At 56.7% G+C, this 14,064-nt stretch carries 11 protein-coding genes and 1 riboswitch; of the genes, 3 read left to right on the forward strand and 8 right to left on the reverse strand.

Annotation, left to right across the window (positions count from 1 at the left end; translation table 11 throughout):
* Positions 1-232: 232 nt before the first annotated feature.
* From AC6I8E_RS01185 to pgi, 5 genes are all read right to left on the reverse strand, one after another.
* Positions 233-2,323: a YjbH domain-containing protein gene (locus tag AC6I8E_RS01185; RefSeq protein ID WP_013359754.1), complete on the reverse strand. Its 2,091-nt coding sequence runs from the start codon at positions 2,321-2,323 to the stop codon at positions 233-235.
* Positions 2,323-3,066: a capsule biosynthesis GfcC family protein gene (locus AC6I8E_RS01190; RefSeq protein ID WP_095706371.1), complete on the reverse strand. Its 744-nt coding sequence runs from the start codon at positions 3,064-3,066 to the stop codon at positions 2,323-2,325. The genes AC6I8E_RS01185 and AC6I8E_RS01190 overlap by 1 nt, the downstream gene beginning before the upstream one ends.
* Positions 3,063-3,710, reverse strand: coding sequence for a YjbF family lipoprotein (locus AC6I8E_RS01195; RefSeq protein ID WP_013359756.1), 648 nt, complete (start codon positions 3,708-3,710; stop codon positions 3,063-3,065). The genes AC6I8E_RS01190 and AC6I8E_RS01195 overlap by 4 nt, the downstream gene beginning before the upstream one ends.
* A gap of 196 nt (positions 3,711-3,906) precedes the next feature.
* A complete protein-coding gene (yjbE, locus tag AC6I8E_RS01200) occupies positions 3,907-4,164 on the reverse strand; it encodes an exopolysaccharide production protein YjbE (protein WP_013359757.1) in 258 nt (85 codons plus the stop codon).
* A gap of 566 nt (positions 4,165-4,730) precedes the next feature.
* Complete coding sequence (gene pgi / locus AC6I8E_RS01205; protein WP_033784459.1) at positions 4,731-6,377, reverse strand: glucose-6-phosphate isomerase; 1,647 nt, start codon at positions 6,375-6,377, stop codon at positions 4,731-4,733.
* Between the two features lie 391 nt (positions 6,378-6,768).
* Positions 6,769-6,961: riboswitch (Lysine riboswitch) on the forward strand.
* A gap of 113 nt (positions 6,962-7,074) precedes the next feature.
* On the opposite strand from pgi, the gene lysC reads away from it, so the two are divergent.
* The 3 genes from lysC (at position 7,075) to panS (ending at position 10,461) form a co-directional block, all read left to right on the forward strand.
* Positions 7,075-8,427, forward strand: a complete 1,353-nt coding sequence (lysC, locus tag AC6I8E_RS01210) for a lysine-sensitive aspartokinase 3 (RefSeq protein ID WP_033734867.1) — start codon at positions 7,075-7,077, stop codon at positions 8,425-8,427.
* Positions 8,428-8,667: 240 nt separating this feature from the next.
* Entirely contained in the window at positions 8,668-9,360 is a 693-nt protein-coding gene (gene aqpZ / locus AC6I8E_RS01215) for an aquaporin Z (protein WP_013359761.1), read from the forward strand.
* Positions 9,361-9,543: 183 nt separating this feature from the next.
* Complete coding sequence (panS, locus tag AC6I8E_RS01220; protein WP_003855809.1) at positions 9,544-10,461, forward strand: ketopantoate/pantoate/pantothenate transporter PanS; 918 nt, start codon at positions 9,544-9,546, stop codon at positions 10,459-10,461.
* A gap of 86 nt (positions 10,462-10,547) precedes the next feature.
* Here panS and AC6I8E_RS01225 read toward each other — a convergent pair whose 3' ends face one another.
* From AC6I8E_RS01225 to AC6I8E_RS01235, 3 genes are all read right to left on the reverse strand, one after another.
* Positions 10,548-12,173 (reverse strand): Na/Pi cotransporter family protein, encoded by a 1,626-nt coding sequence (locus tag AC6I8E_RS01225; protein ID WP_013359762.1) that lies wholly within the window; start codon positions 12,171-12,173, stop codon positions 10,548-10,550.
* 110 nt (positions 12,174-12,283) lie between these two features.
* Entirely contained in the window at positions 12,284-13,276 is a 993-nt protein-coding gene (locus AC6I8E_RS01230) for an ABC transporter ATP-binding protein (RefSeq protein ID WP_497824336.1), read from the reverse strand.
* Positions 13,277-13,278: 2 nt separating this feature from the next.
* A complete protein-coding gene (locus AC6I8E_RS01235) occupies positions 13,279-14,064 on the reverse strand; it encodes an ABC transporter permease (RefSeq protein ID WP_013359764.1) in 786 nt (261 codons plus the stop codon).

Consider the following 14,064-nt stretch of genomic DNA (forward strand, 5'->3'; position numbering starts at 1 on the left):
CTGAGAGTCACCCTGACCGGGCCTGTCAGCCAACTCATGCATACAGGTGACTTCCTGAAACGCGTGCCAAAGTCAAAGCGATGGGAGCATACGCCAGGAGTAAAGCATCGCGGGCCACAGATGGCCCGCGCTGAGCATGCCGCGGATGGCGTTTTTGCGTCTTTACGCAGGGCGTTTGCTCCCTGAGCCTGCTTCTGTAAACAGCGTTGAGCGGCCCGGAGGCCGCCTCTGCTTAGTTGAAGCGAGCGTCGCGATCCGACGTCAGATCATACAGCTGGTACTTACGACCCAGCATCTGACCGCCATCACGCGTCAGCGGCACCCAGTTCACCTGCGCGCGACCGCGTGTTGGCGTCACGGTGAACAGATCCATCGGGATAGAGATATAGAAGCCTTTGGTGAAGTCGCCTTCGCCATACTCTTCAGACGACACGTTGGTTTTGGTGGCATAAACACCGACCATCACGCCGCTGTCGAAGCGCTTCGACACATCGACCGTCACGCCTTTATCTTTTGCCAGATACTGACCGACGCTGGTTTTCACCAGCACATCCTGCATGAACCACGGACGCCAGTAACCGGTCAGGTTGCCCGTTGACGCTTTGTAGCGGTTAAACTGCATCATATTGTCCCAGTCACGCTGACGGACGTAGTTGGCATCGACGCCCACCGCCCAGTTCGCATCGACCGGACGATAAAGCAACTCGCCGCCCACGCCGCCGTACATCGTCTCCAGATAGCCGCCGTAGACCTGACCATAGAAGCCGTTACCGAGGTGGCCCATATAGTTCGCCTGCAGATCGTTGACGTAGACGTTGTTCTCAACGTAGTCGCGGATATGGGTACGCACGCGCGGCAGCGAAGAGTCCGCCGGTGCGCCGTTGTAGTTGAACTTATCGTAGTTGTTGGCGAGGTTACCAAACAGACTGCCGCCCACCAGCAGGTGATCCGTCAGCCAGTAATCCGCGCTGGCCATCACGCCAACCTGATACATGTAGAAGCTTTCGGGGCCGCCCACCGACTGATTCAGCACTGGTGACAGGCTGTAGTTCAGGCGATCCTGGCGGATGAACATCCCCTGCTCGGTATTACCCGGATCGACCGGTTCTTTGCGGGTCTGTTGCAGCGGCTGTTCGTGGCCGAGCGGGTAGCCTTCCAGATCGTTACGCAGACTGGCAACTTTCGTTTCAGTGGTCACCTGCGGCATGTTAAAGCGCGACTCGGTCACATTGATGGTGTCGATGCCGTCCGGCAAGTGGTTCATGATGATGCGGTTAGCGCGATCCACCCCTTCACGGGTATCACGATACTTCGTCTGCTCGCCTGACACATACAACGTGTGGCCCTGAGTCTGAATCCGCGGACCATCAAGACCAGCGTTGTATTTCAGATCGGTCAGCTGAGTCCCGACTACCGTCGGTTCCAGCAACTGAGGCTGCGGCTGCGGATTGTAGGCCGGCTTCTCGCTGTCGATGTGCGCCTGACGCAGATCGTTGAAGTTGGTACGGATGGTGACACCAAACATAAAGGTGTTGCCGCGCTCGTAGCTGGCGTTGATGTCAGCCCAGTCGGTCACACGATAAATCGCGCCGACATTGAGCTTGCTGCGCTGATCAAGGCGGCCAGCAAAGTCATTCTGGTAGTCGTTGCCCTCATACTCCATCTTGAGACGCAGCGGCTGCCAGGGCGTCTGATACTCCACGCCGCCGAAAAATGCTGTCGGACCGTGGAACATCTGCGAGCCATTGATGGAACCCGCTTCGCCCACCCGTGGACGCTGGCAATAGCTGTCGCTATAGGAGCAGAACGGGTTCTTCACAGTGCCGCTGTTGCCGAGATAGCCCCAGCCGAGGCCCAGGGTGAAGTCGAACGGTCCCCAGGCTTTGGTTCCCACCACATATTCACTGTCAAACAGGCCGGTACCGCCGAGATCGCGGGTTCCCACCGCCACTTCCGGCAGCCAGAAGCCTTCCTGCCACAGACGCAGTTTCAGGTCGAAGGCTTTATCCTTATAGCTCTGCGTGCCGCTGAATTCTGACACTGCACTGTACTGCCGGGTGCGCACGTCGGTATAACGCACGGTCGTCTCCAGCCAGGGGAAGAGCTGCAGTGACGCAGAGTAATAGCGGTACTGATCGTTGTCGCGCGCATTGAGGCTGAACTCGCCTTCTTTGGCCATGCGCGCCGTCGGCACCTGCATCAGGCCCACACCACCGAAATCAGATTGTGACGGGCCCACCGGCGCGGGGAAGGTGTCGGCCTGCGCCTGACAGGCTGCCGCCACGGAAACAGCCAACAGGCTGAAGAGATAACGTTTTTTCATCAGTCTGGTATCCGGTGAGTCAGTACGGAAAGAATGCGATCGTTCAGATCTTCATAGCTGCCTGGCAGGCTCCATGAGGAAAAGCCGAGCCAGATAACGCTGCCTGGCTCCACTTCCGCGTGGCGATGATTCCAGTAAGCAACCGGCACCTGCTGTGTGGCGCCGGAAGGCGCAATCACCGTGACAAAATTGCGTTCTGCGCCGGAGAGTGACGGGTGTCCCTCCAGATAGTCGCGTACTGATTTACCCGGCTGCCAGCTCACTTTGCCTGCGCCGCTTAGTGCGCCGAGCAGCAGCACTGAATCGGATGGCGTCTGCAGCCAGAGGTCATAGCTGCCTTCAAGTCGACGGTTGTCCGCCGGATGGAGACGGATCCAGTCCGGGTCAAGCGGGGTGAACTGACGACCTGTCACGTTGATGGCGCTCATCTGGCGGATGACCTCATCAATAGCCGCCGCCCGATCGCCGCTGCTGTCAGCACGCCAGGCACGTAAAGCACCCAGCGTCTGTTGATATTGCTGCTGTGCGACGGCGCTGGCACCGCGCTCGGCAATAACGGTACGGCGCCAGTCCGTGTTGGCCTGCAGCGGAGGCAGTGTCGCCAACTGTGAGAGATCCGCGATCTGGCTCAGCTCAGCCTGACCGCCGTTGTGCGGTGCATGAACGATAACCTGCGCAGTCGCCTGCGCTTCTGCGGCGCTGAGCAGGCTCAGCCCGGCCAGCAAAATAGTGATTTTTTTCATGATTTCGCCGGCTTCAGAATAGTGATATCGACAGGGAAGGCATCGGCCGCCAGCATCTGATGGGCCTGCACCACATCACCGCTGCTGTTGTCGATCCAGAAGGTGTTTTCCCACTCGCGGTTACTGCTGTCGATGCTTACCTGCTCATGCCAGACACGGCACGGGATACGGTTGCCCGCCACGGTCAGCACTTCGTCGGTGCCGCGCTGGAAGGTGGAACGCACGGTCGCGCCGCGAACCTTGCCCTGCTCGGTCCACTGCACGATGCGGGTCCAGCCTGCGCCATTGCTGATATGCAGGCTGTCAGCAAGCGGATCCTGTTGCAGATTGCTGACGCTCAGCAGGTTATCCGGTAAGCCCAGGGTTTTAACCAGGCGGCCGTGCTGTGTCACCAGCATCGCCTGATCCTGCGTCACCCATTTCTGCTGCCCCTTCTCGCTGTAGCCCAGCACCACAAAAATGCGCGGACCGTCATTCAGACGAGCATAGAGACTGGCATAGGGAAGATTGTTGACCTGTTGATCGGTGACGGTCACGTCATCCGGACCGTTAACCGCGAGCAGCAGGGTCTGTTCAAGACCTTTTTGCGTTTGTGTACAGGCCTGCAGCAGCAGGCAAGCGAGCAGCAGAGGAAGTCGGCGCACTGTGTGTCCCTGATAAGTCATGCCAAAGTAAAAAATAACCACACAGGCGTGTGGTTATGTTTAAAGGTGCTCTGCCCGTCACGGCTGGCTGCAGAGATACAGGTTACAAGGCTCAGCGTCATCACTTAACGAAGTCAGTGATTCAGCCTCGGCCCGTTTGCTGCACATCAGCAATCAGACGGGAGTCGGGCATCCATCAACGAGTGGTGCTCGTCGTGGTCGTGGTTGTTGTACCGGTATTTGCGCCGTCACCACCGCCAGAAGCAGCAATGCCGAGCCCGACCAGCGCGCCAAGTGCGCCGATACCCACAGCCGTGGACGTGCCAGCAGAGATTGCTCCCGCCTGCGCGCCAGCTGCAGTACCTGCTTCACCTGCTTCCTGCGGCGCAGCAAATGCGCTGGAAGAAGCGGCAACGAGGATCAGGGCTGCACCGGCAACCATAGTTTTTTTCATAACAACGTTTCCTGCATTGAGTGAATGAAGGATCTCTGACCGGCGACAAGGGCTATACAGACAGGCTGCAACCAGAGCGACGGACAGTCCCATTGCGGGCGCGTTCATTATAGGGCAACAAAATATCAGAGTTCAGTGCCATAAAAACCAGGGCAAATAGCGGGGTGATTGCGTGATTTAATCAGCTGGATTGGGGATAACTACTTTTTAAATCGGAGTTTTTCTGGTTGATACCCTATATTTCGCTACGGGTGAGGTAATTGCAAAGCGGAATGTTCTTTTTTAGTTATATCTGGTACGGAATAAGAATAATCAGAATTTACTCAGAAGAGCTTAAATTAAATATGACTATAAATCAATAGTTAACCCTGCGTGCCGCCTGTTTTCAGATCCATTTTATACTGGACGCCACTCTGTTTTATCACCAGATGTTCAGAATTATCTTAGGGTATTTTAAGACTTTTCCCGCGCTGGCGTGAATGACAGAATCGATAATCAGGTCATCCGGATGGAAAAAGAGACAAAAAAAGGGCGGCAACGTTGCCGCCCGATGAAATTAACGCCGATTAACGCCAGGATTTATAGCGGTTAATTAAGGCATTAGTGGAACTGTCATGAGAGGTAATTTCGTCCTCATTTTCCAGTTCCGGCAGAATACGGTTCGCCAGCTGCTTACCTAATTCCACACCCCACTGATCAAAGGTGAAGATATTCAGGATGGCACCCTGCGTGAAGATTTTGTGCTCGTACAGCGCAATCAGCGCGCCCAGGCTGTACGGCGTAATCTCACGCAGCAGGATGGAGTTAGTCGGGCGATTACCTTCAAACACCTTGAACGGCACAATGTGGGCCACAGATTCTGCAGATTTGCCGGCATCGGTAAACTCTTTCTCCACGACGTCGCGTGACTTACCAAACGCCAGCGCTTCGGTCTGGGCAAAGAAGTTAGAGAGCAGTTTTGGATGGTGGTCCGCCAGCGCGTTATGAGTAATAGCCGGCGCAATAAAGTCACACGGAACCAGTTTAGTACCCTGATGGATCAGCTGATAAAACGCATGCTGACCGTTAGTGCCGGGTTCGCCCCAGATAATAGGGCCAGTCTGGTAGTCCACCGGGTGACCGTCGCGATCCACATACTTGCCGTTTGACTCCATATTTCCCTGCTGGAAATAGGCGGCAAAGCGGTGCATGTACTGGTCGTAAGGCAGAATCGCTTCGGTTTCGGCACCAAAGAAATTGTTGTACCAGATACCAATCAGCGCCAGCAGCACCGGCAGGTTCTGTTCAGCCGGGGTGGAGGCGAAGTGCTGGTCCATGGCATGTGCGCCGCTCAGCAGCTGCTCGAAGTTATCGAAACCAATCGAGAGAATGATCGACAGGCCGATCGCTGACCACAGTGAATAGCGGCCGCCAACCCAGTCCCAGAATTCAAACATGTTATTGGTGTCGATACCGAATTCACCCACTGCTTTGGCATTGGTCGACAGTGCAGCAAAGTGTTTCGCTACATGCTGCTGATCGTCTGCGGTTTTCAGGAACCAGTCACGCGCGCTGTGGGCGTTGGTCATAGTTTCCTGAGTCGTGAAGGTCTTGGATGCAACCAGGAACAGGGTGGTTTCCGGGCTGAGATCTTTCAGCGTTTCGGCGATGTGAGTGCCGTCAACGTTGGAGACAAAATGCATATTCAGATGATTTTTGTACGGGCGCAGCGCTTCCGTCACCATAAACGGGCCAAGGTCGGAGCCGCCGATACCGATGTTCACTACGTCGGTGATCGCTTTACCGGTATAGCCTTTCCATTCGCCGCTGATGATGCGCTCTGAGAAGCCTTTCATCTTGTCCAGCACCGCGTTGACCTCTGGCATCACATCTTTGCCATCCACCAGAATCGGCGTGTTACTCCGGTTACGCAGTGCGACGTGCAGCACCGCACGATCTTCGGTACGGTTAATCTTCTCACCCGAGAACATAGACTTAATGGCACCGCTGAGATCGGTCTCTTTGGCCAGCGCCTGTAACTTATCGAGGGTTTCCTGGGTGATGCGGTTTTTGGAGAAATCCACCAGCATCTGATCATCAAAGGTGGCAGAGAATTTGGCAAAACGATCGGCATCCTGAGCGAACAGATCGGCAATTTCTACCGATTTCATCTGCTCAAAATGCTGTTGCAGCGCTTTCCAGGCTGCGGTTTGTGTCGGATTGATATTTTTCATGGCAACACTCTTGTTGATATTAAGAACCGTCATTCCATCGGAGGCACATCATGCCCGTTTAGCGTTTCAGTATGACCACACTTGTAACTGAAAGGAAAAATTTTGTCAGCGTACGCCGCGCAGGCGAGGTGAACGCTGCGATCTGACGTCAACATTCACTGGCGCGAACAGCCTGCGGATGGCAGCAGTATCACGCGCTAAAGTGTGACGCGAAAGTCTGCGCAAAACGTTGTGCCGTGTCAGGGATTGTTGCAGGGGCTGAACCCATTAAGCACTGTAGTCGCTGCGGCGCAGGATCATTTGTTTTCTGATGCGGCTCTCCGGCCATCGCTGACATTGACAGCAGGTCCAGAAAAGGCTAGATCTATGCGCCTACTTGCGCACCTGTGTGCAAGCCAGAAGAGGCGCGTCGCCCAGGCAGTGTGTTGGAGGAACCGTATCCGGTGAAAACACATCATGGGGAGCGACGCCGAGGTGGGTCAGCATGCGGTGTGTTGCCTGTCGGCTACAGGGGCTGAATCCTCTGGGTTGTCACCAGAAACGTCTGCAGTCGACGTTTTGCAAGGTGGGGCGCTTCTGGGTGACTCGTCTATCCGATCTTGTCCGCCCGTTTCTGCTCTTTCCTTGTGCCTGGCTGAAAGCATGTTTCTCGACCCTTTCATCGGCGAGAACAAGATAACCTGACACGAGGTCCTACATGTCTCAAACTCTGATAGTGGCAAAATTTGGCGGCACCAGCGTAGCCGATTTTGAAGCGATGAACCGCAGCGCCGATGTGGTGTTGCAGGACGCCAGCACGCGTCTGGTGGTGCTCTCTGCCTCGGCAGGCATTACCAATCTTCTGGTTGCGCTGGCTGAAGGCCAGCAGGCACCCCAGCGCGCTGCTCTGCTTGATGATATCCGCCGTATCCAGTACGCCATCGTCGATCGCCTGCAGCGTCCGGACGTGATCCGCGATGAAATCGATCGGATGATCGACAATATCAGCATGCTCTCAGAAGCGGCGTCACTCGCCACCTCAAATGCCCTGACCGATGAACTGGTCAGCCACGGCGAGCTGATGTCTTCACTGCTGTTTGTTGAAATTCTGCGTGAACGTCAGGTGAATGCAGAGTGGTTTGATGTTCGTAAAGTGATGCGCACCGACGATCATTTTGGCCGCGCAGTCCCGGATGTTCAGGTGCTGGCGGAGCAGGCGACGGCACAGTTGCAGCCGCGCATTGAGCAGGCGCTGGTGATTACCCAGGGCTTCATCGGCAGTGAAAGCGAAGGGCGTACCACCACTTTAGGGCGTGGCGGCAGTGATTACACCGCCGCGCTGCTGGGCGAAGCGCTGAATGCGGCGCGAGTCGATATCTGGACGGATGTGCCAGGTATCTATACCACCGATCCACGCGTGGTGCCGACGGCGAAGCGTATTGATGAAATCACCTTCGAAGAAGCCGCTGAGATGGCGACGTTTGGTGCCAAAGTATTGCATCCGGCGACGCTGCTGCCCGCCGTGCGCCGGGGTATTCCGGTCTTCGTCGGTTCCAGCAAGGATCCGGCCGCAGGCGGTACCCGCGTCTGCAACGAAACCCGCAATCCGCCGCTGTTCCGGGCGCTGGCGTTACGTCGTAAGCAGACGCTGTTAACGCTGCACAGCCTTAACATGCTGCATACGTTTGGTTTCCTCGCCGAACTGTTTAACATTCTGGCGCGTCATAACGTCTCCGTTGACCTGATCACCACCTCCGAAGTGAGCGTGGCGCTGACGCTGGACACCACCGGATCGACCTCAACCAGCGCCAGTCTGCTGACGCAGGCGCTGCTGACTGAACTCTCGTCGCTGTGCCGGGTAGAAGTGGAGGAAGATCTGGCGCTGGTGGCCATTATCGGCAATGAGCTGTCAAAAGCCTGCGGTGTCGGCAAAGAGGTGTTTGGTGTGCTCGACCCGTTCAACCTGCGGATGATTTGCTATGGGGCCAGCAGCTACAATCTCTGCTTCCTGGTGCCGGGCAACGACGCGGAAAGCGTAGTCCGTACGCTGCACCGCAATCTGTTCGAGTAAATTTATCTGCTGTTCAGGCCGCGTCTGCGCGGCCTGAACAGCGGCAAAAAAACTTCACTTCGTTCTGATCCTCCGCTGGTTTCCTTCTTTCAGATAATTAAATTAATCCAACGACTTATTGCCCACTATTGCCAAATGGCAACCCCTTTCTTTGCGCATTTCGTGTACCGGCGTTGCGCTCCCTTTCCTCAGATTTATAATCCCGCCGCTGAATCAATTCACCCAAATTTAGGAAATATCATGAAAAGGTTAGTCGCAGAGGCGCTGGGGACTTTTGTACTGGTCGCAGGCGGTTGTGGTAGTGCCGTACTGTCAGCGGCGTTCCCGGAACTGGGCATTGGCTTCATGGGCGTCGCGCTGGCTTTCGGTCTGAGTGTACTGGTCATGGCGTATGCAGTTGGTCATATCTCAGGCGGTCATTTTAATCCGGCGGTCACTCTGGGATTAGTGGCAGGCGGACGTTTCTCCGCCTCGCAGGCCATTCCTTACATCATCGCGCAACTGGTAGGCGGCATTGCTGCTGGCGCGGTGCTTTATCTGATCGCCAGCGGTAAAGGCGACTTCAGCGCAGCGGCCAGCGGCTTTGCGGCGAACGGCTACGGCGAACACTCGCCGGGCGGCTTCAGTTTGCAGGCAGGCATGATCACTGAGGTCGTGATGACGGCTATCTTCCTGATTGTGATCATGGGCGCGACCAGCGAACGCGCGCCAAAAGGCTTTGCGCCGATCGCGATTGGGCTGGCGTTAACCCTAATCCACCTGATCAGCATTCCGGTGACTAACACTTCTGTTAACCCGGCACGCAGCACCGCAGCAGCCCTCTTCCAGGGCGACTGGGCGATCGCTCAGCTGTGGATGTTCTGGTTGATGCCGATTATCGGCGCCGTGATTGGTGGTTTGATCTACCGCGGTTTAGAGGATAAAGCAGCGTAATTTCGTCGATATTCAGCGGATCGGCAGCAGTCGATCCGCATTTTCCTGCCTCGCCCCATCTTCGCCTTACGCCATGATAATGAAATGTTATGATCCCGGCCTCGTCACGACAGTCGTTCCTGCATGATGACGCTCTATGGCAAATCTGCACTAAACATAACATTCTTATAAGGAAGTCTGGCTATGCTCGCCACGTTAACCCGCCTGTTCCCGCTCTGGGCCGTGCTGCTGTCTGTCGCCGCTTATTACTCTCCAGGTACCTTTCTCGGCATCGGACCCTGGGTCACTTATCTGCTGATGCTGATTATGTTCGGCATGGGCGTGACCCTGAATATCGACGATTTCAAACGGGTGCTGACCCGGCCTGCGCCGGTGATTGCCGGCACTTTTCTGCACTATCTGGTGATGCCGTTAGCTGCCTGGGGGCTGGCAAAACTGTTTCATATGCCGCCCGATCTGGCCGCCGGCATGATTCTGGTCGGCTCAGTTGCCAGCGGCACCGCCAGCAACGTGATGATCTATCTGGCGAAAGGCGATGTGGCGCTGTCGGTAACCATTTCTTCCGTCTCTGCGCTGGTGGGCGTGTTCGCTACGCCGCTGTTAACCCGCTTTTATGTGGATACCCACATTCAGGTTGATGTGGTGGGCATGCTGCTGAGCATCGTGAAGATCGTCGTGATCCCGATTAGTCTTGGACTGATCATTCATCACAGCATGAACAGCGTGGTTCGCCGGGTGGAGCCGTGGCTGCCTGCGTTTTCGATGGTCTGCATTCTGCTGATCATCAGCGCGGTAGTGGCGGGCAGTCAGGGCTTTATCGGGTCGGTGGGTCTGATGGTGATCGCGGCGGTGATCCTGCATAACGCGATTGGTCTGCTTGGCGGCTACTGGGGCGGCAAACTGTTTGGCTTTGATGAGTCAACCTGCCGTACGCTGGCGCTGGAGGTCGGCATGCAGAACTCCGGTCTGGCGGCGACGCTGGGCAAACTCTACTTCTCGCCGCTGGCGGCATTGCCGGGCGCACTCTTCTCGGTGTGGCACAACCTGTCAGGTTCGTTGCTGGCGGGTTACTGGTCCGGAAAGCCGATTAAGAAGAAGTAACCGTGGCGGCGCATTATTGCGATGCGCCGCTTCTCACTGCTGTTGCGCCGGACGAGTGCTCCGGCGTAACTGTCTGTTCACACCCCTTATTCATAATCCCGTTCATCGTCGGGCTGGTCCAGCACGGTATAGGCCACGCTGCAGAACAGCGAATTCAGGCGCTTCATGTCGCCGAGTAAACCGAGGTGCAGCGAGCTGGTTTCAATGCTCTGCACATTCTGCTGATGCAGGCGATCAACGTGGGCGTGAGAGTAGCGACGAATCATCAGGCGGAAGCGATGTTTTGCGCGGCGCAGACGTCTGGCGCTGGTGACATCGTGCGAAAGAAAGACTGACAGGCTCATTCTGAGGTTGGCGATCAACAATTCCTGCAACTCCTGCAGCTCCTTTAATCCCTCGGCAGAAAACGCGCGGCCCGCTGCCAGCGACTTGTCAGCGACATCGCCGCTCATCCGCTCAATAATGTCACCGGCCTGCTCCAGATTCAGCGACATCTCAATAATTTCGCCCCAGCGGCGCGAATCCTCTTCGGGCAAATCCTCTTTGGGCATCCGCGCCAGATAGAGTTTGATGGCGGTATAAAGCACATCGACATCATCATCCAGCCGACGCACCGTGCGCTCCTCGCGGGACTCACCATGCACGACTTTATTAAACGCCTCCAGCATCTGTTCCAGCACGTCACCCATGCGCAGCGCTTCGCGGGCGGCATTCACCAGCGCCAGCGCCGGGGTGTCCAGCGCGCTGCGATCGAGATGCTTTGGCTTAAGCTGCAGCGCGTTGTCGACGTCGTCAGCAATGAGTCGACGGCAAAGGCGCGCCATCAGGTCCGCAAACGGCACCATCGCCACGCAGCGGATCAGGTTGTAAAACACATGGAAGAAAATCACTAACTCTTCATCGTTGACCGGCAGCTTATCGAGCCAGGTCGCCACAATATCGACAAACGGCAGGATCAGGACGCAGCCAATGAACTTGAACAGCAGGCTGCCGAGCGCAACGCGCTTACCGGCGGCATTCGAGCCGCTGGCGTTGATCATCGCCAGCAGGCCGCTACCGAGATTGGCACCAATCACCAGACAGAGCGCGACCTTGAACGAAATCACGCCGGTGGCAGTCAGTGTCGCGGTGATCAGCACCGCGGCCAGACTGGAGTAACTGATAATGGCAAACACTGCGCCCAGCAGCGCATCAAGCATCACGTCGCCGGTCAGGCTGGAGAAGAGTACCTGCACGCCCGCGGCCTGAGTAATCGGACGCGCCGCTTCGACAATCAGCTGCAGCGCCAGCAATATCAGGCCCAGGCCGATACTGGCACGGCCTAACTGACCGGCGCGGGTCTGCTTGCGGCTGAGGAAGAACACCACACCAAAGAAGATAAACAGCGGTGAGAGCCAGGAGAGGTCAAAGGTCAGGATGCGCGCCATGATGGCGGTACCAACATCCGCGCCCAGGATCACCACCAGCGCAGGCGTCAGGCTGACCAGATTCTGTGCCACAAACGAGGTGACCAGCAACGTCGTGGCATTGCTGCTCTGTACCAGCGTAGTCACGCCGAGACCCGCCAGAAACGCCATCGGTTTTTTTTCTATACTGCGGCTCAGCACGCGGCGCAGATCGGCACCGTAAACCCGCATGATGCCGGTTCGCACGATATGTGTGCCCCAGACCAGCAGGGCCACTGCAGAAAGCAGATTAAGCAGAGTTAACACGGGGTATCGCTCCTCGTTTGTCAGGCTTCAAACAGCACAGACTGCCAGCCTGACAGCAAGAGCAATCTGTGAAGGGGATTGCCGTGCTATGCGTGATTTTTTCCTGTGTTTTAAGCCACCTGGCGCAAAGTCGACAGCTCTAATTGTAGACCAATCTGCCTGCCAGTGGGGTGCAAATCCGCCGCCGATCGGTTCAGCACATCGACCGAAAGCTCCACGTCATGCGCCCGGATACGGTAGCGGATGACGTTACCCAGCAGGCTGTGGCTGAGGATTTCTGCAGGAATCCCCTGGCCCGGCGCGGTAAACAGCATTGATTCCGGGCGAATGGCGACCTGGCTGTGGAAAGGCTGGCCGGTCAGCCGCGTCGCCTGCTCGGCACTCAGCAAGTTGTAGTTGCCGATAAATCCGGCAGCAAAGAGATCGACCGGCTGGGTATAGAGCGCTTCGGCATCGCCGTTCTGCACAATTTTGCCCCGGTTCATCAGCACAATGCGGTCGGAGAGCGTCAGCGCCTCCTCCTGATCGTGGGTGACGAAGAGGGTGGTGAGATTCAGCTCGCGCTGAATGCGCCGGATTTGATCGCGCAGATGGCGACGGATGCGCGCATCCAGCGCCGACAGCGGCTCATCCAGCAGCAGCAGACGCGGACGCGTCACCAGCGAACGCGCCAGCGCCACGCGCTGACACTGGCCGCCTGACAGCTGATGCGGATAACGACGCGCATAGTCACTGAGTTCCACCAGTTCCAGCACCTCCAGCACCCGCTGGCGGATCTGTGCCTCGGGCAGCTTCTGCATCTTCAGGCCAAACGCGACGTTCTTCTCCACCGTCATGTTGGGAAACAGCGCATAGCTCTGGAACACCATGCCAATGGCGCGTTTCTGCGGGGCCAGCGGCACGATATCCTTGCCCTCCAGCCTGATTTCACCGCTGTCGACGCCGGTTAATCCCGCCAGACAGCGCAGCAGCGTCGATTTGCCGCAGCCGCTGGGGCCGAGCAGGGTGACAAACTCTCCTTCGGCGGCGCTGAAATCGATCTGCTCAAAAATCGGCGTCGGTCCATAAGACTTGTTCAGCTCTCTGACCTCAAGGTAACTCATATTCAGCCTCGTTCAGGATTCAGGGCATTGGCCAGCCAGGTGACCAGCAACACCACAAAGAAGTAGGAGATCACCAGCGCGCTGGTGAAGTGACCGCTGCCGTTACGCATGTTGAAGAGGTAAACCTGCAGGGTTTCATAGCGGTTGCCGACCAGCAGGTTAGCGAAGACAAACTCACCAATCAGAAAGGAGAACGAGAGCAGCACGGCGATCAGCATCCCTTTACGCAGGTTAGGCAGCACCACCCACAGCGCCGCCTGCCAGGTGCTGGCACCCAGCAGCTGTGCAGCATCAATCAGCTCTTTAAGGTTGATCGCCTGCATATTGTTCGCCAGCGCCCGATAGATAAAGGGCAGTGCGATAGTGAAGTAGCAGCCGATTAAGATCCACGGCGTGCCGGTGAGCATCAGCGGTGACGAAGAGTAGAGCTGGAGTAATCCCACAGATGACACCACCGGCGGCACGGCAAAAGGCATCAGGATCAGGATGTTCATCACCGCATCCAGTCGGGGAAAGTAGTAAGCGATTACAAACATGGCAGGCAGCACCAGCACCAGAGAGAAGAGCAGCGCACCGAAGCAAATCAGCAGCGAATGGCCCAGCGCTGTCAGAAAACGTGAATCGCTCCAGAGCTGAATGAACCACTTCAGGCTATATCCCTGCGGCAGAATGGTATTGCTCCAGTCGGACGAAATCGCATAGAGCAGCGTCGCCAGCAACGGCAGCGCCAGCAGAGTAAAGAGTAACCCGACCATGATCCGGTGATAGAGATGCTCAGCACGTGACAT

Source organism: Pantoea sp. X-Soil-YNGN-785 (assembly GCF_059730585.1).